This is a genomic window from Streptomyces sp. NBC_01689 (genome assembly GCF_036250675.1).
Taxonomy (GTDB): Bacteria; Actinomycetota; Actinomycetes; order Streptomycetales; family Streptomycetaceae; genus Streptomyces.
This window is the reverse complement of record NZ_CP109592.1, coordinates 5,860,451-5,881,247: the sequence shown is the minus strand read 5'-3', so window position 1 is coordinate 5,881,247 and position 20,797 is coordinate 5,860,451. Positions and strand designations below refer to the sequence as shown.

Genomic DNA, 20,797 nt, shown 5'->3' with positions numbered 1-20,797 from the left:
CGAATGGGGGACACGGGCGCGCGCCGCCCTGTCTACGGGCCGGGCAGCAGATCGTATCTGCCTACCGTGCTCACGCATCCCCACGCCCAGCCTCGCGGAGGTGTCCCCCTTGCCCACGTCGCCCCGCTCCGCCGCCCCGCCCCACGCTCCCGACCCCACGCGTCCCCGGCGTCCCCCGCTCCAGGGCCGCCCGCAGCCGTCCCGTACCCGGCGGCCCGCGGCGCGGCCCGCCGTACGGAGGAGGCGGCCGCGCTGGGCCATGCGGGTCGTCACCACGCTGTCGGTGGTGGTCCTCGCCTCGGCGGGCATCGGGCACGCGGTGGTCACCAGCCTCGACGCGGACATCGCGCGGGTCGACCCCTTCAAGGACATGAAGAACCGTCCCGCCGCGGGCCACGGCATGAACGTCCTGCTGGTCGGCACCGACGGCCGTGACAGGATCACGGAGCAGGAGCGGCGGAAGTACCGCCTGGGCGGCGCACCGTGCCACTGCACCGACACGGTCATGATCGTGCACATCGCGGCGGACAAGGAGCGCGCCAGCGTCGTCAGCCTGCCCCGCGACTCGTACGCCGAGGCGCCCGCGCACACCGACCCGGTGACCGGCGTCCCGCACGGCCCGCATCCGATCAAGCTCAACGCGGCGTACGCGGAGGGCGGGCCGCAGCTGACCGTGCGCACCGTCGAGAGCATGACCCACCTGAAGATCGACCACTATCTGGAGGTCGACTTCACCAGCTTCATGAAGACCGTGGACGTGCTCGGCGGCGTCGACATCTGCACCACGCGGCCCCTGAAGGACGCGTACACCGGACTCGACCTGACGGCCGGCCCGCACAAGCTGAACGGCGGGCAGGCGCTGCAGTACGTGCGCTCCCGGCACGTCGACGGCGCCTCCGATCTCGGCAGGATGCAGCGCCAGCAGCGGTTCCTGGCGGCGCTGATCGGCCGGGCCACCTCCTCCGGGGTGCTGCTGAACCCGATGAGGTTCCGTGACGTCACCCGGGCCGTGCTCGGCTCGGTCCGCGCGGACAAGGGCTTCGGCACGGACGAGCTGCTGGACCTCGGCCGGGCGATGCGCAACTTCTCCCCCTCCTCCTCCGAGTTCACGACCGTGCCGATCGGGCAGATGGGCTACGCCGTCAAGGGCATCGGCTCGACGCTGAAGTGGGACGGGCCGAAGGCCGCCGAGCTCTTCCGGGCACTGCGCGACGACAGGCCGCTCGCCCCGCCGCACCAGCCGGTGGCCGACCCGGTCGCCCGGGTCGAGGTGGCCCCGCAGCTGATCCAGGTCCAGGTGGAGAACGCGACGTCCACGGAGGGCCTCGGCCGGCGGGTGGACGGCGCGCTCGCCGCCAGCGGGTTCCGTACGACGGGACGGCCGGCCGTGGCGCGCGAGACGGGCCTGAAGCACACCGTCATCACGTACGACCCGCGCTGGGACCGTTCCGCGCGTTCCCTGGCCGCGGCGCTGCCCGGCAGTGAGCTGCGCGCGGCCGCCGGGCAGGGGCCGGTGCTGAAGGTGCTCGCGGGAGCGGACTTCAAGGAGGTCAGGCGGGTACGGGTGGACGCTCCGCCCCAGCAGGAGTCGTCGTCCGTGGTGACCGGCGACGAGGTGCTGTGCCGCTGAGGCGTGCCGCGGGGAGTCGTGTCCGGGCACGCGGCAGGGCCCCGCCGAGGTGCTCGGCGGGGCCCTGCCGTACGTCCTGCCGTACGTCCCGTCCTACGGGTGGGGTGTCGGGGTTCTCAGTTGCCCGAGACCGTCACCTTGTCGTCGTTGCGCAGCTCGCCGACCAGCTCCTTGACCTTGGTCTTGTCCCAGACCAGGTTGCCGCCCGTGGAACCGGAGATCGGCATGTTCATGGACTTGCCGTCGCCGCCGGTGACACCCTTCATCGCCCAGAACATGTCCGCGAGGTCCCACAGGCTCATGTCCTTGTCGACGGTCAGCGAGTCCAGGCCCGCGCCCATCGTCGGGTAGAGCGTGAAGGGGTTCAGGACCGTGGAGGGGGTCGCGACCTGGTGGGCCAGGGCGGCCAGGAACTTCTGCTGGTTCTTGGTGCGCTCCAGGTCCGAGGCGGCGAAGGCGTGCCGGGTACGGACGAAGGCCAGGGCCTGCTCGCCGTTCAGCGTCTGCTTGCCGGCCTTGAAGTCGGCGCCGGAGTACTTGTCCTTGAAGCCCTTGTCGAGGGTCATGTCGACACCGCCGACCGCGTCCACGATCTTCGCGAAGCCGCCGAAGCCGATCTCCGTGTAGTGGTCGATGCGCAGACCGGTGTTGAACTCGACGGTCCGCACGAGGAGTTCGGGGCCGTCCTCGGCGTACGCGGCGTTCAGCTTCACGTGCCGGCCGGTGCCCTGGTACGTCTTGCCGGAGTCGGAGCCCTTGTAGGTCGGTATCTCGACGTCGGAGTCGCGGGGCAGGGATATCAGCGTGGAGCCGTTGTCACCGGTGTGCAGGATCATCATGGAGTCCGTGCGCTTGCCCTCGGCGGACCCGGTGTGCAGCTTCTTCTTCTCCTCGGCGGACATGCCGGCGCGGCTGTCGGAGCCGACGATCAGGTAGTTCGTGCCCTTGCCCGCCTCGGGCCGGTCGATGACCTTCGAGAGGTCCACGTCACGGTGGAGCTTGGAGTCCGCCCAGAAGTACGTGCCCACGGAGACCACGACCAGCAGTGTGACCAGCGTGATCGCGGTCCACTTGATCCGGCGCCGCCAGTTCGGCGCGGGGCGCGGATCCCGGGTGCCGGTGCCACCGGGGCCCTGCGGGCCTCCGGGGCCGTTCGGCGATCCGTAGACCTGGCCGGTGTTGTAGCCGGAGTCGTATCCGTTGTCGTAACCGTCGCCGTCCCCGTAGGCCGGCTGCTGGGGCACTCCGCCGTAGGGCGGGGCGCCGGGGCCCGGACCGGGCGACGCCGGACCACGCCGAACCTGCCGCATGACGCGGGCGCTCTCGGGCTGTGCGCCCGCGCTGCCGCGACCGTAACGGTTGCCGCCGTTGTCGCGGCTGTCGTCCCACCCGTCGGGCCAATCGTTCATGCGGACCAGTGTGCAGGGCCGCACCATGCGCCTAACAAGAGAGGGGGGAGATCTGGGTCACGCCTGTTGCAGAGCTGATGCAAAGCGGACCGTGCCCTTACCCCGCATAGGGTGGAGGGCATGACAGACCAGGCGCCCACTCCGGAATCCGATATTCCGGGAAAGCCGACCTCAGCGTCCCGGACCACCCTCAGCCACATCATGACCCACAACGACACCAACCTCCTGGGCACGGTGCACGGCGGGGTGATCATGAAACTTGTGGACGACGCGGCGGGCGCGGTGGCCGGCCGGCACTCCGGCGGGCCCGCGGTCACCGCCTCCATGGACGAGATGGCCTTCCTCGAACCTGTGCGCGTGGGTGACCTCGTCCATGTGAAGGCCCAGGTCAACTGGACGGGACGGACGTCGATGGAGGTCGGCGTCCGGGTGCTCGCCGAGCGGTGGAACGAGTCCACGCCGGCGCAGCAGGTCGGCTCCGCGTACCTCGTCTTCGCCGCGGTCGACGCCGACGGCAAGCCGCGCCGTGTTCCGCCCGTGCTCCCGGAGACCGAGCGGGACGAGCGGCGTTACCAGGAGGCGCAGATCCGCCGCACCCACCGGCTGGCCCGCCGCCGGGCGATCATGGAACTGCGGGAGAAGCGGGTGGCTGAAGGGCTGGATGCGTAGCGCCTCGGGCGGCGTTGGCAGGTGGGGTGGGTGGGGGGTGCGTACGTGCGTGCGGGGTCCTGACGACCCCGGCCCGGGGCCCTGGGGCTTGCGCCCCTGAGGGGGCGCTCCCCTCGGGGTGCGGGTGTGGGTGCGCCGGGGCCCGGGCGAGGGTTTTTCGGGTGCGGGACGGGAGTGGTTGCTCGCGCCGTTCCCCGCGCCCCTGACGGGGCGCTTCGGTCGTGGACCTGGTGGGCGGGGGGACCGAGAGGGATGTCAGGGTGGGCGGCATGACCCTCTCTTCCGACGTGCGGCCCGGCCCCGGCGGGCGCTCCTTCGACGCGGTGCTGTGCGACGTCGACAACGTGATCCGTGTCTACGACCCGTCCGGCCTGAACGCGCTGGAGCGTGCCGCCGGGCTGGCCGAGGGCACCACCATGAAGCTGGCCTTCGCGCCGGACACGGTGCTGCCGCTGGTGGTGGGGCGGGTCACGCCGGACGAGTGGGCGCGGTCCGCCGTCCAGGGGCTGGCCGGACTGGTGCCGGAGGCGACGGCCCGGGAGCTGGCCGAGGCCCTCGTGCGGACGCCGTTCCGCGCGGACCAGGTCGTGGTGTCACTGCTGCGCGAGGCCCGCGCCCGCGTACCGCTGGTCCTCGTCACCAACACCTCGGTACAGCTGGAGGAGGACCTGGCGGCCCTGGGGCTGACGGATCTCGCCGACCACGTCGTCAGCAGCGCGCGGGTGGGCATCGCCAAGCCCGACCGGCGCATCTACGACATCGCCGTCGAACGGGCCGGCGTCCCGGCCGGACGTTGCCTGTTCGTGGACGACACCCTGGAGAACGTGGAGGCGGCGGCCGCCCTCGGGATGCGGGCCGTCCACTACCGCGGACCCGAGGACCTGCGCCGCGCGCTGAACCCCCTGTGACCGTCCGCCGGCCCTCGGATTCGGGCCGCCGACGGTAAAGCGTGCACCAAGGGGCGATCCTTATTCCCCGGAACCGGACCGATTGACCGGTTGTACTGAAGTAGAAATACTCACCACTGTCGCTCGGTGCTCGACTGTGGCGATAGTGTGAGCGATCCGGTGCGTTCGACCACGAGTCACGCACCGCCCGAGCGCGTGACCGACCGAGGGCCTTCGGGGCCTGGCGCACCGCGCGGCCCTGACGGAGGACAAGAGGACCGTGGACACGCAAGGCCGTGGATGGGCGGAGAGCCTCGACGCGTCTGGCCGGGCGACGGAGAAGTCCATGGGCAAAAGGTTTCTGTGCACCAGCGGCGGCATGGTGTCCGGACTGACCGCCGACGCGCGGGGCGCCCGGTTCCGCCACGCGGGCACCGACGTCCTGGGCGGGTCCAGGCACCCGGTGATATGCGACTCCCCGCCTGGCGGACCCCGTGAGCGCGACCGCGCGCGGCGGCTTCCGGTGTTTCGCCGCCGGCGTCCCGGAGAGCGGCGACCGCGGCGCGGAACCGTTCGGCGGCCCCGCGCACACGGCTCTCGTGGCGAAGAGACAGCGGGCGACGGATGCGGGCCGGCGCAGGGGCCTCCGCTCCGCGACCTCCGGGGCCCAGGCAGGCGTCCGCCGCGCGCGGGCGTCAGGGGGCTCCGGGCGGACGCTCCGTCCCCGGCCGCGGGACCGGCAGAGCGCGTTCACGTCCGCCCACTTCGGCGACACCGCCTCGAAGGGGCGGAGGGAGACGCTGGAGTACGCTCCTGACCAGGCCTACCAGGTCTGTGAACTGGCTGTCACCGCAAGGCCCTTGGCGTCGCGCCGTCGGCCCGGCGAGAGCGGTGTCGGCCATGGGGGAGCGTCAGCGACGTTGCTGACGCCCGACGAGGTTCTCGAGTACGCGGCGCGGGCGTACCGCTCACCACTCCGACGAAGGCACCGGCCCAGCGTTTCGAGGTCGAGGGCCGATGAGGTCAGGTCCGCCCGGTGACCTCGGGGGCCGATTCTGCGTCTCACTGAGTGGAGGAGCGCGGCCACGCCACGAAAGGTGCCGTGGCCGGGACTTCGCCCGGCTTGTGTCCAGGTCTTCAGGGGCACACGGCCGGCGGGGAGGGCGACAGGTTGCCCCGGTCCGTCTCTGGGACGGATACCGGGACGCGAGACGAAGCCGCGGTGAGGATGCCGGGGGCGGGAGGGGCAGGAAGATGACACGAAGCAGCGTGCGCGGAGAAGGGGCTCTGCCGCACACTCGGCGCGGCGACTCCGGTGGGGCGGGAGAGGCACAAGGCACGGCCGACGGACTCCGCAAGGACGGCCCGGGGTCCGACGGCCGCGAGCCGCAGGGCGGAAGCCGGAGGCGCAGAGCGGAGTCCAAGCCGGCACGCCCGAAACGGCGCATACTGCGCTGGTCGGCGATGACACTGACGGTGGTGATACTCGGCACCGCCGGGGCGGGCTACCTCTACTACGAGCACCTCAACAGCAACATCAAGAAGGACAAGCTGAACCTCGGCGACGACGCCGCGCCCAAGCCGACCGCGAACGCCGCCGGCCAGAAGCCGCTCAACATCCTGATGATCGGCTCGGACAGCCGGAACACCGCGGAGGATCTCAAGCTGGGCGGGTCCAAGGGCGATGTGGGCCGGCCTCCGCTCGCGGATGTGCAGATGCTGGTGCACGTCTCGGCCGACCGCAGCAACATGTCCGTGGTCAGTCTCCCGCGCGACACCATGATCTCCATCCCCAAGTGCACGGACCCGCACACCCACAAGGTGTACGAGGCGCTCTCCCTCTCCATGGCGAACGAGTCCCTGGGCCGCGGCGGCCCCGGCTGCACGGTCGCCACCTGGGAGAAGCTCACCGACATCCACATCGACCACTTCATGATGGTCGACTTCTCCGGGGTCGTGTCGATGGCCGACGCCATCGGCGGCGTCCCGGTCTGCGTGCGGCAGAACGTCTACTCGCATACCTCCGACGGCCACGGGTCGGGCCTGAAGCTGAAGGCGGGGACCACACCGGTCAAGGGGAAGCAGGCCTTGCAGTGGCTGCGCACCCGCTACGGCTTCGAGGACGGCACGGACCTCGGCCGCACCCACGCGCAGCACATGTACATGAACTCGATGGTGCGCCAGTTGCGCAAGAACGCGACGCTCAGCAACCCCGACGAGATGCGCAGCCTGGCGGAGACCGCGACGAAGGCGCTCACGGTCGACGAGGGTCTGGGCACGGTCAAGAAGCTGTACGACCTGTCCGAGGACTTCAAGAAGGTGCCCACCAAGGGCATCACCATGACGACGCTGCCCACGCAGCAGTGGTCGCAGGACCACAACCGGCTCGTGCCCATGCCGGGCGACGCCGACCAGCTCATCTCCATGATCCGCAAGGACACTCCGCTGAACGGCCACGGCGCGAAGCAGAAGGCCGACGACACGTCGAAGGACCCGGCGGCACCGGACGACCAGATCGCCGTGCAGGTCCGCAACGGCACCGGGGTGAACGGCCAGGCACCGACACCCCAGCGGGCCCTCGCGGTCGAACAGGCCCTGCGGGGCAAGGGGTTCACGCAGGCCGCGAAGGACACCGAGCTGACCCCGGAGGCCGAGACCACCGTCCTCTACCCCAGTGCGGACCTGGAGGGCGATGCCCAGGCGGTGGCCAAGGCGATGGGGATCCCGGTGAGTTCGGTGCGCAAGTCGACGGACGTCTCGGGCGTCACGTTGATCGTGGGCGGGGACTGGCGTACGGGGACAGCCTATCCGGCGTCCGCGCAGCCGACGAAGGCACCCAAGTCCGCGGCCGTGCTGAGCGGCGACAAGGAGGACGCGTGCATGGAGATCCAGAAGGGGTTCACCTGGGAGTGAGCCGGGGCCCGTGCCGCGCCGTCGACGAGCGCGTGCATGCCGGAGGGGGCCGCAGCTCGTCACGGAGCTGCGGCCCCCTCCGGCATCCGCCGTCGATCAGCGCACGCGGGCGATCAGTACGCGGCCGTCCTGGTCTGGATCTCACCGCTGACGATGTCGATGTATCCCTTCGCGAAGGACGTCATGCCCTTGTCGTACACCTGCGGGGTGTAGCACTGGCTCTGCCCCTGGCTGATGGTGCATCCGTACGAGCGCCCGTCGTCGTTGCGCGTGACGGTCGCCGCGGCGCAGGCGTAACCGGCGGAGGCGTTTCCGCACGCGAACTGGGTGTAGTTGAGCGTGAGCCGGGCCCAGGCGGTGTGACACTTCAGGCTGTAGCGCAGCTCGATGGTGCCCTGCGTGCCGCCGGCGTTCTTCATGGGCGCGGACGCGACCGTGGTCCCGTCGTCCGCGCAGCCGGTGGACGCCGGGCTGGTGCCGTCGTTGGTGTACGCGTTCGCGGCTCCGGTCGCGGCGATCACCGACAGGGCGACGCTTCCGGCCAGCACGCCGATGCGGGCGAGCGTCCTCTTCTTCGTGTTCATCTCTGCTCCCTGGGCATGACACATCGCTGACGGAGCCTCATGTGCTCGTCAGTGTGGGCGGGTTGACGGGATCGGGTCGTGCGTGAACGACGGCAGCCGTCAGCTGCAGTGGTCGTTCCACTCGATGTCGGTGACACCGGAGCTGTGGGCGACATAGCCGCCCCAGTCGATGCAGTGGTGGGCGGCGTAGACGTAGCGCGGACCGGCGTAGTACCGGTACTGACCCGAGTCCTCGTTCCAACTGCCCCCGGAGACCTCGATCTCGGCATTGACCCACTGCGTCGAACCGGTGTTGTTCATCGTGACGACGCAGTTGTAGCCGTTGGAGCTGTTGTAAGTGAGGTACGTGGTGCCGGCGCCCTGGAAGCCCACGCTCATGGAGTCGATGACGCCGTAGCCGCTGCCGCAGGCGCCGTTGTAACCGGCGGCTTGGGCCGGAGCCGCCGCGAGGACAAGGCCCCCGACGGTGATCGACAGCGCCGCCGCACATCCCGCAAGTCTCCTGCGTACGGACATGATCATCTCGGATCCCCCACATGACTCTTCCGATCGATCACTTGATCGACCGGAAGATCATGGCCAAGGATTCTTGTCATGGCAAGGGCAAATTTCGCCCACTCGATCCACAACATGACGTCCGAATAAGGAGATTGACGGGACATCAACAACCATGATCCAATTCGGCGTCAACCCGGGTTGCCGCCATTTACATGAACACGACATCAAGGGAGTCCTTGTGCGCATCCAGGCCAAGTTCATCACCGCTGCCATCGCCGGTGCCGCGGTACTCGGTCTCGCGGTCCCCGCGCAGGCGGTCAGCACCCACCACTCCACCGGCAACGCCACCGGCCGGTGCGGCAACTCCGTCCTCGGCGGGGGCAACTTCCAGCCGCTGTGCCTCTTCTTCGTCAACAACGGCACCGGCGCGATCTGGGGCAAGGACGGCAGCGTCTCCAACCTGGCCGGCTACACCTTCAAGAGCGGTTCGGGCACGGGTTCCGGCCAGATTGTGAAGAACAACGCGACCGCCATGGAGTCGGAGTACTTCGAGAACCGCGGTGGCACCGTCTGGGTCAACAGCGGATTCAACGGCAACTACGACTGGTCGTACGACGGTGAGGGCGGCGCGCTCGGCTACACCTGGAACAACAACGCCGCCACCCAGGTCGGCATCGGCGTCGGCTGAGCCGTCCGCCCGCCCCGGCTGCCCGACCTTCCCCGCTCCCTCACCGCCGTTCCGGTTCCGGAACGGCGGTGAGGGCACCCTGACGTGAGACACACATGACGACTACCTCTTGCCGGGCACGTGCCGGACTGATCTGCGCCCTCCTCAGCGCCGCTCTCCTCACGGGCTGTTCGAACGAGCCTGGCGGCTCCGCGTCGCAGGGAGCGCAGCCGAGGCCGACCGTCTCCAGGATTCCCGGCGTCACCTCGATCGCGAAGCTCACCGACACCGCGGACCTCGCGCTGCCCGTCGACAGCTACATGCCGACGGGGCACGAACTGCTACAGACGACCGATGCCATGACCACGCTGGAGCAGCGCTGCGTCAGACGGTTCGGGGTCAGGTACACCCCCACCGAGGCTCGGCTGCCGAACTTCAGCAAGAACTCGCGCCGGTACGGCGTTCCCGAATCCCTCCAGGTGGCCCGGGAGTTCGGCTTCCACATGACGCAGAACGACCCGCGCAGCCTGCCCGAACACCTGGGTACCCCGCCCTCGGCGGAGGTGCGCACGGTCCTGACCGCCACCTCCTCGCACGGGCTGGTCAGTTCGTACCATGGCATGCGCCTGCCCAGCGGCGGCTGTGTCGGCGAGGCGGACCGCGCCATCACGGGCGGCGACGTGGACCAGCGAGCCGGGCACTCCCCCATGGCCGAGCAGATCCGGGCCCACTCCTTCGAGTACTCGACACTGGACCCCCGGGTCATCGCGGCCCAGACGGCGTGGAAGAAGTGCATGAGTGCCCAGGGCTACACGAACTACAAGAGAACGTTCGACGCCTCGGGTGACCAACGGTGGAACACCGCGTCCGCGACCTCGCAGGAGATCGGCGTCGCCGTGGCGGACTGGCAGTGCGCCAAGGGGGGCAACCTCGTCGGCATCTGGTTTGCCGTGGAGAGCGCCTACCAGGACGACCAGATCGACCGGCACGCGGAAGAGCTGCAGCAGGCCCGGGAGGGACTGCGCCAGCAGTCGAGGCGGGTCGCGACCGTGCTGGCCGGCGGCAAGCTGTCCGGTTCCTGACCGGACGCGGCGGAAGAGAATCGATGGCAGACCTGATGAAGAGGGCGGACGCCGCCCCGCACCGGACCGGGCTGGAATCCGGCCCCGAAGCGGAACCCGGCCCCGAGCCGGAACCGGGCACCGTGCCGGGCGACGACCGTACCGTCCGTGCCTCCGCCCTGGCCCGGCGCCGTCGTGGCGTGCTCGCGGTGGCGTCGGCGGCCGCGCTGCTGTCCCTCGGCGGCCTCGGCGGGGCGATGCTCGTCAAGTCCCCGGCTCAGGCCGCGGCGGACACCCGTGCACCCGAGGCCGGCCTCATCACCGCGTCCGTCGGCTCCGAGCGGCTGGCCCGCACGGTGGTGCTGCGCGGAGACGTGACCAGCGGCGCCACCCTGTCCGTTACCCCCACCGAGGTGGCGAACAGCCGGGCCCTCGGCGGCGGGATCAACCCGGGCGGCTCCTCGCCGGTGCTCACCCGGAAGCTGGTGCACGTCGGGGACGCCGTCAGGGCGGCCAAGCCTCTGGTCGAGTTCTCCGGCCGCCCGGTCTATGTCCTGCCCGGCCGGATTCCCGCCTACCGCGACATGCTCCCCGGCGAATCCGGAGACGACATCGCCCAGTTGCAGGGCGCTCTGGCCGGGCTCGGCCTCTACCGCGGGGGCGACCGGCACGGCTGCTTCGGCACGGCGACCGGGAAGGCCGTCGTGGCGCTCTACCACCGCCTGGGCTATCCGGTGCCGGTCACCGCGGGCTCCGCCGGGAAGGGCCGGGGAGGGACCACCGGCGATCCGTTCGTCCCCTCCTCCGAGCTGGCGTTCGTCTCCTCGGTACCGGTCAGGGTCGTCGGCCTGGCCGCGTCCGTGGGCGACAAGGTGTCCGGCCCGGTGGTCTCCCTGGCCACCGGCGGCCTGAAGCTCACCGGGTATCTGGACCCCTCGTACCAGGGCCTGGTCAAGGGGGGCATGAAGGTCCGGATCACCTCCGAGGCCCTCGGCCTGACCGCCGCCGCACGCGTGTCCTCGGTGGGCGAGCTGGTCACCCCCGGCGACAGGGCCGGCTCCCGGACCTCCGGCGCGAGCGCGCAGGCCGAGGACGGCAACCCTCCGGCCAACGGGGGGATCCCCTACCTGCCGGTCCAGGTCACGCGCGTCGGCACGTGGGACAACCGGCTCGACGGGCAGAACGTGCGCATGACCATCACCGCCGCCACCACGGCCGGCGCGGTCCTGACCGTCCCCGAAGCGGCGATCAACGCTGGCGCCGACACCCGGACCAGCGTCACGGTGGCGGCCCCCGACGGCTCCCAGCACCGGGTGCCGGTCACGGTGGGCGTGTCGGCGGACGGCAAGGTACAGGTCACCCCCGTCGGTACGGCACGGCTACAGGCCGGAGACCGAGTGGTGGTCGGCCAGTGAGCGAACCGACCCCCTCCGCACCCGTGATCCGGCTGCGGGGCGTCGCCAAGACGTACCCGGGCGCGGTCGCGGTCCACGCCCTGCACCCCACAGACCTCGACATCGCGCGCGGCGACTTCGTGGCCGTGGTCGGTCCCTCGGGTTCCGGCAAGTCCACCCTGCTCAACCTCATCGGCATGCTGGACCGGCCGTCCACGGGCCGCTACGACTTCGCCGGCACCGACGTGTCCTCCCTCCGCGAACGGGAGCGCACGGCCCTGCGCGGCCGCAGGGTCGGCTTCGTCTTCCAGTCTTTCCACCTGCTGTCCCACCGCACGGCCACGGAGAACGTCGCGCTGGCCCAGCTGTACGTCACCACGAATCGGGGCGCCCGCGACGACCGGGCGGCACAGGCCCTGCGCACCGTGGGACTCGGCCACCGGCTCGACGCGCTGCCGCCCACCATGTCCGGCGGTGAGCGTCAACGGGTCGCGATCGCCCGCGCGTTGGTCAACCGTCCCGAACTGGTCCTCTGCGACGAACCCACCGGCAACCTCGACTCCGCCACCTCGGGGCACGTCATGACCCTGCTCGAAGAACTCCACGCGGCGGGACTCACCGTGGTGGTCATCACCCATGATCCCGCCGTGGCCGAACGCGCCCGGCGGGTACTGACCATCCGGGACGGCCGCATCCTCACCGACACCGGACGGCGGCCCGCCGCGTGAGGGCGGACCGCGTCCGCGACCTGCTGCGCCGTGGCCGGAACCCGGCTCCGGCTCCCCCGTCCCGCCTCCTCGTCCGGGACATGTTCGCCGAGTCCCTGGCCGGCCTGGTCCAGCGCCCGGGCCGTTCCGTGCTCACCATGCTGGGCACGGTGCTCGGAGTGGGGGCCTTCGTCGCCGTACTTGGCCTGACGTCGACGGCGGCCGGCCAGATCAGCGCGTCGTTCGACGTGCTGCGCGCCACCACGGTGACCGTGGACGACGTGACGCCCAAGTCCGGCGAAAGCCCCGCGGTCCACTTCCCTGCGGACTCCGACGAGAGGATCCAGCGGCTCAACGGGGTGCTGGCGGCGGGCGTATGGTGGGACGCCCCGCTGCACAACCCGAGGATCGGCACCCAGCCGCTTCCCCCGACCGACAGCCCCAGCACCGGGGTCACGGTGTTCGCGGCGACCCCGGGGGCTCTGAAGGCGATCCAACCGACCCTCCGGGCGGGCACCCTCTACAACCGCTTCCACGAACGGCGGGCCGAGCCGGTCTGCGTGCTGGGCGCGGGCGCCGCGCGCGTCCTGGGCATCACACGGCTGGACAACCAGCCTGTGGTCTTCATCGACGACAGCGCCTACACGGTCGTCGGCATCATCTCCGACGCGCAGCGCAAGCCGGAAGCCCTGATGGGCGCGATGCTCCCGACCACCACGGCGCTCAAGGCCTTCGGTCCGCCGGCAGAGCAGCCCGCCGAGATGATCATTCAGACCCGGGTCGGCGCGGCTCGGCTCCTCGCCCGGCAGGCCCCGATCGCGCTGCTCCCCGAACACCCACGCCTGCTGCACGCCGCTGCGCCGCCCGACCCGCACGCCCTGCGCGATTCCGTGAACACGTCCCTCTCCGGCCTGTTCCTCCTGCTGGCGGCGATCTGTCTGGTGATCGGCGCGCTGGGCATCGCCAACACCACGCTGGTGGCGATCCTGGAACGCACGGGCGAGATCGGCCTCCGCCGCTCCCTGGGCGCCCGTCCACGGCACATCGCGGCCCAGTTCCTGACCGAGTCCACCACGCTGGGCACGCTCGGCGGCCTGATCGGCACGGCGATCGGCGTCTGCACGGTGGTCGTGGTCGCCCTGATCCAGCACTGGACGGCCATCGTGGACCCCCTGACCGTCCTGCCTGCGCCGCTCGTGGGATCCGTCGTCGGTCTGCTGGCCGGTCTCTACCCCGCGCTGCGGGCCGCCCGCATCGAGCCACTGGAGGCCCTGCGGCAGTGATCCGCCGACCGCGCACCGCGGCGCGGGTCACGGGCCGACGGGACGCACGGGCGTCGCCCCCCGTCCCGGGAGGGAACGGCGGGCGACGGGACGCGCGAGGTCAGATCGTGTTCACGGCAGGTTCCTGGCCATCACGATCCGCTGGACTTGGTTCGTGCCTTCATAAATCTGCGTGATCTTGGCGTCGCGCATCATGCGCTCGACCGGGTAGTCACGGGTGTAGCCGTAGCCGCCGAGCAGCTGGACGGCGTCCGTGGTGACCTCCATGGCGACGTCGGAGGCGAAGCACTTGGCCGCCGCGCCCTGGAAGGTCAGGTCGGCGTCGCCGCGCTCGGACTTGGCGGCGGCCGCGTACGTCAGCTGGCGGGCCGCCTCGATCTTCATGGCCATGTCGGCGAGCATGAACTGGATGCCCTGGAAATCGGCGATCGGCTTGCCGAACTGCTTGCGCTCGCGGACGTAGCCCTTGGCGTAGTCCAGCGCGCCCTGGGCGATGCCGAGCGCCTGCGCCGCGATCGTGATGCGGGTGTGGTCCAGGGTCTTCATCGCGGTGGCGAAGCCGGTGCCCTCCTCGCCGATCATGCGGTCCGCGGGGATGCGGACGTTGTCGAGGTAGACCTCGCGGGTCGGGCTGCCCTTGATGCCGAGCTTCTTCTCCGGGGCGCCGAAGGAGACACCCTCGTCCGACTTCTCGACGACGAAGGCCGATATGCCCTTGGAGCGCTTCGTGGGATCGGTGACGGCCATCACCGTGTAGTACTCGGACTCGCCCGCGTTGGTGATCCAGCGCTTCACGCCGTTGAGGACGTAGGAGTCGCCGTCACGGACCGCCTTCGTCTTCATGCCCGCCGCGTCCGAGCCCGCGTCCGGCTCGGAGAGGCAGTACGAGAACATGCCGTCGCCCGCCGCCAGCGGCGCCAGGTACTTCTGCTTGAGGGCCTCGGAGCCGGAGAGGATCACCGGGAGCGAACCCAGCTTGTTCACGGCCGGGATGAGGGAGGAGCTGGCGCACACCCGCGCCACCTCCTCGATCACGATCACGGTCGCGAGCGCGTCGGCGCCCGCGCCGCCGTAGTTCTCCGGTACGTGCACGGCGTGCAGGTCGGAGGAGACCAGGGCGTCCAGGGCCTCCCGCGGGAAACGGGCTTCCTCGTCCACCACGGCCGCGTACGGGGCGATCTTCGCCTCGGCCAGCGAACGGATCGCGTCTCGGAGCATGTCGTGCTCCTCGGACGGGCGGTACAGGTCGAAATCAGCCGATCCGGCCAAGGTCTCTCACGCTCCAAAGACGCTAATTACCGTTAAGTAACCCAAATTTTAGGGGCCCGCCCACGGGAGGGGTACGTGAGCTTGGCGACAGCGGGAAACCTGCCCGACGAGGGGCCCCGTCATGCCCCGACTATGCTCGGGCAGCGCACCCACGGCCGTATACCCCAGGAGCACGCATGGCCCTCAAGATCACCGTGATCGGCACCGGCTATCTCGGCGCCACCCACGCCGCGGCCATGGCCGAACTCGGCTTCGAGGTGCTGGGTCTCGACGTCGTCCCCGAGAAGATCGAGATGCTGCAGCGGGGCGAGGTCCCGATGTACGAACCGGGCCTGGAGGAGCTGCTGCGCAAGCACGTGGCGGGCATCGAGGGCTCCACCGGGCGCCTGCGTTTCACCATGGACTGGGCCGAGGTCGGGGAGTTCGGCGACGTCCACTTCGTCTGCGTGAACACCCCGCAGAAGCACGGCGAGTACGCGTGCGACATGTCGTACGTCGACGCGGCCTTCGAGTCCCTCGCCCCGCACCTGAGGGGACCCGCCCTCGTCGTCGGCAAGTCCACGGTTCCCGTGGGCTCCGCGGAGCGGCTGGCGCGGACGCTCGCCGAGCTGTCCCCCGCCGGCGAGGACGCCGAGCTCGCCTGGAACCCGGAGTTCCTGCGCGAGGGTTTCGCCGTGCAGGACACGCTGCACCCCGACCGGATCGTGGTGGGCGTCCGCACCGAGCGGTCGGAGAAGCTGCTGCGCGAGGTGTACACGACGCCGGTCGCCGAGGGCTCGCCCTTCGTGGTCACCGACTTCCCGACCGCCGAGCTGGTGAAGACCTCCGCGAACTCCTTCCTCGCCACCAAGATCTCCTTCATCAACGCCATGGCCGAGGTCTGCGAGGCGGCCGGCGGTGACGTCGCCATGCTGGCCGAGGCCATAGGACACGACGAGCGGATCGGCAAGAAGTTCCTGCGGGCCGGGATCGGCTTCGGGGGCGGCTGTCTGCCCAAGGACATCCGGGCCTTCATGGCGCGCGCCGGGGAGCTGGGCGCGGACCAGGCGCTGACCTTCCTGCGCGAGATCGACTCCATCAACATGAGGCGGCGCGGCCAGATGGTAGAGATGGCCCGCGAGGCGCTCGGCGGCGGTTCGTTCCTCGGCAAGCGGGTCGCCGTGCTCGGCGCGACCTTCAAGCCCGACTCCGACGACGTACGGGACTCCCCGGCACTGAACGTCGCCGGGCAGATCCACCTCCAGGGCGGGCAGGTCACCGTCTACGACCCCAAGGGCATGGACAACGCCCGGCGGCTCTTCCCGACCCTCGGGTACGCCGACTCGGCGGCCGGCGCGGTGCGCGGGGCCGATGTCGTCCTGCACCTCACCGAGTGGCGCGAGTTCCGTGAGCTGGACCCCGCGGCCCTGGGCGAGGTGGCCACCGCCCGTGTGATCCTCGACGGACGCAACGCCCTCGACCCGGCGCTGTGGCGCCGGGCGGGCTGGACGTACCGGGCGATGGGCCGCCCCACCGCCTGACCCACCACGTCGGAGACGCCTGGCGGCCGGCGGCTGACGCTCGATGCCTGACGGCCGGCGGCTGATCCATGACGTACGGCGCGTGGCGTCCCGCGTGTGACGACCGGCGTCCGCGTCTGACCCGGCCGCCCGTCCCGGCTTGCGACCCCTCCTCCCGGGACCCCAGGCTGTCCCTGACGCCCCTTGTGTTCGATCTGTCCCGTTGCGGCCCGGTCATCGAAGCCACGGCGTCGACCGCAGGCGCCTCCCCGGCGGCACGCCTGTCCGGTCCCGACGGCGGAGGGCGGTGACGTACGGGTGACCGACGGATCACGCCGTGGGCACGGACGGCCGGGAACGCACCGGACCGGTCCGGGCGCGGACCCGGGAGCCGCTCCGGACGCGGGAGACGGCGCCGGGCGCGGCGGACGCCGGACGCGGTACGTCGTACGGGGGAACCGGCCCGCCCGCGGCGCGCGCGCGACCGCCAGGGTCCGTGCGGCCGGGGCGGCGGCGTGGGGCGACGGGGTCCCGGTGACCGTGAACAGCGGGCTGCGGACGGCCTCCGCGTACGCCTGGCGCCTGCTCGTGCTGGGGGCGGCCGCGTACGCGTGTTTCAAGATCCTGGGACGGCTGCAACTGGTCGCCGTCGCGCTGTTCCTGGCGCTGGTGGTGACCTCGGTGCTGCGACCGGCGGCCAATCTGCTGTCCCGGTGGCTGCCCCGGGGTCCGGCGACCGCGCTGAGCCTGGTGGGGAGCGTGGTCCTGTTCCTCGGGCTGCTCTCCCTGATCGGCAGTCTGGTCGCGGGTGAATCGGACCGGCTGGGCCAGGAGTTCGCCGGCGGCGTCGGACGGATCGAGCGGTGGCTGGAGGGTTCTCCCTTCCATCTGGACCACAAGGCGCTGGCGAACCTCCAGTCCAGGGTGACCAGGTATCTCTCGGAACACCGTTCGGCGCTGCTCAGCAGCGCGCTCAGCGGCGCCGGGCGACTGCTCGAGGTGCTGACCGGGGCCGTGCTCGCGCTCTTCTGCTCCCTCTTCTTCATCCACTCCGGCGAGAGGTTCTGGCACTGGTTCCAGGCGCTGCTGCCCGAACGCGTCCGGGACCCGTGGGACCGCGCGGGGCGGGCGGCCTGGCGGACGTTCGCCGGTTACACCCGCGGCATCATCATCGTGGCCGCCACCAACGCCGTCGTGGTGGGCGTCGCGCTGTATCTGCTGGGTGTGCCGCTGGCCCTGCCGTTGATGCTGCTGGAGTTCTTCGCCGCGTTCGTGCCGCTGGTGGGCTCGCCCGTCGCGCTGGCCGTGGCCACGGTCGTCGCCCTCGCCTCACGGGGTCCGGTGATCGCCGTCGTGGTGCTCGCCCTGATCGTGGTCGTGGGCCAGCTGGAGGGTCATGTGCTGCATCCGCTGGTGCTCAGCTGGGCGGTCCGGCTGCACCCCGTGGTGGTGGCCCTCTCCGTCATCGGCGGCGGCGTCCTGGCCGGGGTGATCGGCGCGGTCGTGGCCGTTCCGATGGTGTCGGTCGCCTGGTCCGTGTTCGGCGCGCTGCGCGCCCCGCCCGTACTGGCGGCGGAGGCGCGCACGGCCACGGAACGGCACGTTTAGTCACACAGGGTCTGTTCGGCGCTTACCGCTGATTCCACGTATTGGGAGTGTTCCACGCATCTCGTTTCAAGCCGGTGCCTGCGGGGACCCGACGGGAAGAGGCGCACATCGGGCGCCGGCGAGGAGGCTCTGCCCCATGTCAACAGGAACACTTCTGGCCATCATCATTCCCGTGGTGGTGGTGATCGCTCTGATCGCGGTGGTGGCTTCACAGATCATGCGGCGCCGGCAGTTGCGTGAGCGCTTCGGCCCGGAGTACGAGCGGACGGTGGAGAGCGCCGACAACCGCTCGGCCGCCGAGCGTGAACTCAAGGCCCGCGAGAAGCGGCACGATTCCCTGGACATCAGGCCGCTGGACAGCGGAGCCAAGGACCGCTACACCCGCGACTGGGCCGTCGTGCAGGAAGACTTCGTGGATCACCCGGAGGGCGCCGTGCACGACGCGGACCGTCTGGTGACCTCGCTGATGAACGAACGCGGCTATCCGACCCAGGACTTCGAGCAGCAGCTCAAGGACCTCTCGGTCGAGCACGGCCGCACCCTGGAGCACTACCGGGCCGCCCATGACGTGGACGGGCTCAGCATGCGGCACCAGGCGACGACGGAGCAGCTGCGGGGGGCCATGGTGCACTACCGCGCCCTCTTCGACGAGCTGCTCTCCGACGGCGGCCGACGCCGCCACGCCCGCGCCTGACCGGCCCGGGCGGAACGGAGGAGTGATGCACCGCCAGGACACTCGAGGCCATGACATGCCGGACACCGCCACCGAGAGCGGTCTGTCCACCGACGATCTCGCCAGGCCGCGTGACCGGGACACCGGGGACGCGTCGGGTCCGCCGCCCGAGGCGCCGACGTTCCCCGGCGAGAGCACGGCCACACCGAGCGACGCCCCGGAGCGTGACGACGGCGCCGGGTTCGACGACGGATTCGACGACACCGGGCGTGAGGACACCGGACGCGAGGACACCGGGCGCGACGAGACCCGCCGCGATGACGCCGGACGCGACACCGCGGACGCGGACGACCGCTCCGCGGCCACCGGCACCCGGGCGCCGGGGACGGGCGACCGGGACGGCGGCGCCGGGGACGAGGACGACGTCCCCCAACTCCTCGGTCCGCAGGACGAGGAGGCGTTCCGCGCACGCTGGCAGGAGGTGCAGAGCCAGTTCGTCGACGACCCGCGCGAGGCCGTGCACACCGCCGACGCGCTCGTCGCGGACGTGATGCAGCGGCTCGCCGCCACCTTCGCCGACCACAAACAGGAACTGGAAGGACAGTGGAACCGGGGCGAGCAGGCGGACACCGAGAACCTGCGCCTCGCGCTGCGCCACTACCGCTCGTTCTTCAACCGGCTGCTGGTCACCTGACCCGCGGCGCGGCGTCAGGGCGACGCCGGTCCGGCCGAGGCTCAGTCGGCCGGACCGGCGTCGTCCCACATTCTCCACCGTCCCGCCGACCGGCGCGGCCGGTCGGCCCACTTCGCACGGCTCCGTCGGCTACTTCGCGCGGTAGCGGCGCATCTTGGCGCGCGCGCCGCACACCGACATCGAGCACCAGCGGCCCCGGCCGGCCGGAGAGCGGTCGTAGTACGCCCAGTGGCAGGTCGGCGCCTCGCAGGCCTTCAGCCGCGTCCAGGTGCCGTCGACGAGCGACTGCGCGATGGCCGCGGCGACCCGGGAGACGAGGAGTGTCCCGGCGACGGGCGACGGAGCGAGGGGGGCCATGGGTACGGCGAGGGCGGCGGAGCCGGTCGGCGGCGGGGCCGCGGTGGGGGGAAGGGGCGCCGCGGGAGCCGGGCCGGCCGTTCCAGGACCTGCGGGAACAGGACCGGTAGGAACAGTGCCGGTAGGAGCAGGACCGGTAGGGCCTGCGGAGACAGGGCCGGTAGGAGCAGGACCTGCGGGGACGGGGCCGGTGGGGGTCGGGCCCGTGGTGGCGAAGCCCGCGCCGCCGTCGTGTGCGTCCACGGTGAGGTACAGGGGTGCCGAGGCCAGCAGCTCGCCGAGCGGGGTGACCGCCCGGTGCGGCGGATGGTCGGCGTGCGCCAGGCACACCGCGCGCAGTGACTCGCGCAGCTCGCGGGCCGCCTCCGTGCCGCCCTGCGCGAGGCCGAACGCCGCCCGGCCCTCGGCGGTGTCCAGGCGGTCCGCGCCGGATTCGAGGTCGAGGGTGTTCACCAGGGACTGGATCAGGGCCAGTCCGCCGGGCGCGGGGGCGCGGTCGTTCATGGTTGCGATGTTACCGCCTGTACGGGAGTATGCAGTAACCGTTACCCCATTCGGGGTGCTACAGGTAACCATTCCCGTAGGAGGAGTCATGGCTCTCGCCAAGCTCGGTGCCGTCGTCCTGGACTGTCCCGACCCGCTCGCGCTGGCCGGGTTCTACGCCGAGGTGCTGGGCGGCACCGTGGAGCCCGAGAGGGAAGCCGGAGGCGGCGAGGGAGACGGCACAGGGGTCCGCTGGGTGGATCTGACGGTGCCGGACGGACGGTCGCTGGCGTTCCAGGCCGCCCCCGGACACGTACCGCCGCGGTGGCCCGCGCCCGAGGGCTCCCAGCAGTTCCACCTGGACCTGACCGTCGACGACCTGGACACCGCCGAGAAGGGCGTGCTCGCCCTCGGGGCGCGGCCGCTGGACGCGGCGGACCGCTCGCGGACCTGGCGGGTCTACGCCGACCCCGCGGGGCACCCGTTCTGCCTCTGCGCCTGCTGACCGGGGC

Annotated in this window: 18 protein-coding genes and 2 pseudogenes; 14 read left to right on the top strand and 6 right to left on the bottom strand. The window is 71.2% G+C overall.

What is annotated here, in order from left to right; all coding sequences use genetic code 11:
• The first annotated feature begins 109 nt into the window (after positions 1-109).
• Positions 110-1,630: an LCP family protein gene (locus OG776_RS25110; RefSeq protein WP_443077284.1), complete on the top strand. Its 1,521-nt coding sequence runs from the start codon at positions 110-112 to the stop codon at positions 1,628-1,630.
• 116 nt (positions 1,631-1,746) lie between these two features.
• Here the strand turns inward: OG776_RS25110 and OG776_RS25105 are convergent, their stop codons facing one another.
• Positions 1,747-3,039, bottom strand: a complete 1,293-nt coding sequence (locus tag OG776_RS25105) for an LCP family protein (protein ID WP_148008717.1) — start codon at positions 3,037-3,039, stop codon at positions 1,747-1,749.
• 120 nt (positions 3,040-3,159) lie between these two features.
• Here OG776_RS25105 and OG776_RS25100 point away from each other — a divergent pair, with 120 nt between their 5' ends.
• The 3 genes from OG776_RS25100 to OG776_RS25090 all read left to right on the top strand — a co-directional run bounded on the left by OG776_RS25100 (position 3,160) and on the right by OG776_RS25090 (position 7,508).
• A complete protein-coding gene (locus OG776_RS25100; protein WP_148008716.1) occupies positions 3,160-3,708 on the top strand; it encodes an acyl-CoA thioesterase in 549 nt (182 codons plus the stop codon).
• Between the two features lie 269 nt (positions 3,709-3,977).
• A complete protein-coding gene (locus OG776_RS25095) occupies positions 3,978-4,616 on the top strand; it encodes an HAD family hydrolase (RefSeq protein ID WP_148008719.1) in 639 nt (212 codons plus the stop codon).
• Positions 4,617-5,849: 1,233 nt separating this feature from the next.
• Positions 5,850-7,508 carry an LCP family protein gene (locus OG776_RS25090; protein ID WP_148008720.1) on the top strand — a complete coding sequence of 553 codons (1,659 nt, stop codon included), beginning with the start codon at positions 5,850-5,852 and terminating at the stop codon, positions 7,506-7,508.
• Positions 7,509-7,621: 113 nt separating this feature from the next.
• Here OG776_RS25090 and OG776_RS25085 read toward each other — a convergent pair whose 3' ends face one another.
• Complete coding sequence (locus OG776_RS25085) at positions 7,622-8,092, bottom strand: DUF2690 domain-containing protein (protein ID WP_187285570.1); 471 nt, start codon at positions 8,090-8,092, stop codon at positions 7,622-7,624.
• 99 nt (positions 8,093-8,191) lie between these two features.
• Positions 8,192-8,614 carry a spore-associated protein A gene (locus OG776_RS25080; RefSeq protein ID WP_329322556.1) on the bottom strand — a complete coding sequence of 141 codons (423 nt, stop codon included), beginning with the start codon at positions 8,612-8,614 and terminating at the stop codon, positions 8,192-8,194.
• 148 nt (positions 8,615-8,762) lie between these two features.
• Between OG776_RS25080 and OG776_RS25075 the strand changes: the two genes are divergently transcribed.
• From OG776_RS25075 to OG776_RS25055, 5 genes are all read left to right on the top strand, one after another.
• Positions 8,763-9,278 (top strand): hypothetical protein, encoded by a 516-nt coding sequence (locus OG776_RS25075; RefSeq protein WP_148008723.1) that lies wholly within the window; start codon positions 8,763-8,765, stop codon positions 9,276-9,278.
• Between the two features lie 95 nt (positions 9,279-9,373).
• Complete coding sequence (locus OG776_RS25070) at positions 9,374-10,339, top strand: hypothetical protein (protein WP_148008724.1); 966 nt, start codon at positions 9,374-9,376, stop codon at positions 10,337-10,339.
• Between the two features lie 23 nt (positions 10,340-10,362).
• Positions 10,363-11,733: a peptidoglycan-binding protein gene (locus tag OG776_RS25065; protein ID WP_329322555.1), complete on the top strand. Its 1,371-nt coding sequence runs from the start codon at positions 10,363-10,365 to the stop codon at positions 11,731-11,733.
• Entirely contained in the window at positions 11,730-12,440 is a 711-nt protein-coding gene (locus OG776_RS25060; RefSeq protein ID WP_329322554.1) for an ABC transporter ATP-binding protein, read from the top strand. The genes OG776_RS25065 and OG776_RS25060 overlap by 4 nt, the downstream gene beginning before the upstream one ends.
• Before the next feature lie 80 nt (positions 12,441-12,520).
• The gene (locus OG776_RS25055) at positions 12,521-13,702 is read left to right on the top strand and encodes an ABC transporter permease (RefSeq protein WP_329323759.1); all 1,182 of its coding nucleotides are present in this window, start codon (positions 12,521-12,523) and stop codon (positions 13,700-13,702) included.
• Between the two features lie 111 nt (positions 13,703-13,813).
• Here OG776_RS25055 and OG776_RS25050 read toward each other — a convergent pair whose 3' ends face one another.
• The gene (locus OG776_RS25050; protein WP_148008727.1) at positions 13,814-14,971 is read right to left on the bottom strand and encodes an acyl-CoA dehydrogenase; all 1,158 of its coding nucleotides are present in this window, start codon (positions 14,969-14,971) and stop codon (positions 13,814-13,816) included.
• A gap of 176 nt (positions 14,972-15,147) precedes the next feature.
• On the opposite strand from OG776_RS25050, the gene OG776_RS25045 reads away from it, so the two are divergent.
• The 4 genes from OG776_RS25045 (at position 15,148) to OG776_RS25030 (ending at position 19,445) form a co-directional block, all read left to right on the top strand.
• On the top strand, positions 15,148-16,491 hold the full coding sequence (locus tag OG776_RS25045; RefSeq protein ID WP_148008728.1) for a UDP-glucose dehydrogenase family protein: 1,344 nt from the start codon (positions 15,148-15,150) through the stop codon (positions 16,489-16,491).
• A 519-nt stretch (positions 16,492-17,010) separates the two neighbouring features.
• Entirely contained in the window at positions 17,011-18,078 is a 1,068-nt protein-coding gene (locus OG776_RS25040; RefSeq protein ID WP_329326641.1) for an AI-2E family transporter, read from the top strand.
• Between the two features lie 136 nt (positions 18,079-18,214).
• Positions 18,215-18,772: a hypothetical protein gene (locus OG776_RS25035; RefSeq protein ID WP_148008730.1), complete on the top strand. Its 558-nt coding sequence runs from the start codon at positions 18,215-18,217 to the stop codon at positions 18,770-18,772.
• A gap of 55 nt (positions 18,773-18,827) precedes the next feature.
• Positions 18,828-19,445 carry a hypothetical protein gene (locus tag OG776_RS25030; RefSeq protein ID WP_148008731.1) on the top strand — a complete coding sequence of 206 codons (618 nt, stop codon included), beginning with the start codon at positions 18,828-18,830 and terminating at the stop codon, positions 19,443-19,445.
• A gap of 129 nt (positions 19,446-19,574) precedes the next feature.
• Here OG776_RS25030 and OG776_RS25025 read toward each other — a convergent pair.
• Positions 19,575-19,763: pseudogene (locus OG776_RS25025) on the bottom strand (CGNR zinc finger domain-containing protein); the annotation flags it as partial.
• A 252-nt stretch (positions 19,764-20,015) separates the two neighbouring features.
• A pseudogene (locus OG776_RS25020) lies at positions 20,016-20,306 on the bottom strand (ABATE domain-containing protein); the annotation flags it as partial.
• Between the two features lie 88 nt (positions 20,307-20,394).
• Between OG776_RS25020 and OG776_RS25015 the strand changes: the two are divergent.
• Positions 20,395-20,790 (top strand): VOC family protein, encoded by a 396-nt coding sequence (locus OG776_RS25015; RefSeq protein WP_148008732.1) that lies wholly within the window; start codon positions 20,395-20,397, stop codon positions 20,788-20,790.
• The last annotated feature ends 7 nt before the right edge of the window (positions 20,791-20,797 follow it).

Excerpts from the sequence above, each read along its gene's own strand:
- OG776_RS25105 (WP_148008717.1), bottom strand. The coding sequence starts at position 3,039 with ATGAACGATTGGCCCGACGGGTGGGACGACAGCCGCGACAACGGCGGC.
- OG776_RS25100 (WP_148008716.1), top strand. The coding sequence starts at position 3,160 with ATGACAGACCAGGCGCCCACTCCGGAATCCGATATTCCGGGAAAGCCG.
- OG776_RS25095 (WP_148008719.1), top strand. The coding sequence starts at position 3,978 with ATGACCCTCTCTTCCGACGTGCGGCCCGGCCCCGGCGGGCGCTCCTTC.
- OG776_RS25090 (WP_148008720.1), top strand. The coding sequence starts at position 5,850 with ATGACACGAAGCAGCGTGCGCGGAGAAGGGGCTCTGCCGCACACTCGG.
- OG776_RS25085 (WP_187285570.1), bottom strand. The coding sequence starts at position 8,092 with ATGAACACGAAGAAGAGGACGCTCGCCCGCATCGGCGTGCTGGCCGGA.
- OG776_RS25080 (WP_329322556.1), bottom strand. The coding sequence starts at position 8,614 with ATGATCATGTCCGTACGCAGGAGACTTGCGGGATGTGCGGCGGCGCTG.
- OG776_RS25075 (WP_148008723.1), top strand. The coding sequence starts at position 8,763 with ATGATCCAATTCGGCGTCAACCCGGGTTGCCGCCATTTACATGAACAC.
- OG776_RS25070 (WP_148008724.1), top strand. The coding sequence starts at position 9,374 with ATGACGACTACCTCTTGCCGGGCACGTGCCGGACTGATCTGCGCCCTC.
- OG776_RS25065 (WP_329322555.1), top strand. The coding sequence starts at position 10,363 with ATGGCAGACCTGATGAAGAGGGCGGACGCCGCCCCGCACCGGACCGGG.
- OG776_RS25055 (WP_329323759.1), top strand. The coding sequence starts at position 12,521 with ATGTTCGCCGAGTCCCTGGCCGGCCTGGTCCAGCGCCCGGGCCGTTCC.
- OG776_RS25045 (WP_148008728.1), top strand. The coding sequence starts at position 15,148 with ATGGCCCTCAAGATCACCGTGATCGGCACCGGCTATCTCGGCGCCACC.
- OG776_RS25035 (WP_148008730.1), top strand. The coding sequence starts at position 18,215 with ATGTCAACAGGAACACTTCTGGCCATCATCATTCCCGTGGTGGTGGTG.
- OG776_RS25030 (WP_148008731.1), top strand. The coding sequence starts at position 18,828 with ATGCCGGACACCGCCACCGAGAGCGGTCTGTCCACCGACGATCTCGCC.
- OG776_RS25015 (WP_148008732.1), top strand. The coding sequence starts at position 20,395 with ATGGCTCTCGCCAAGCTCGGTGCCGTCGTCCTGGACTGTCCCGACCCG.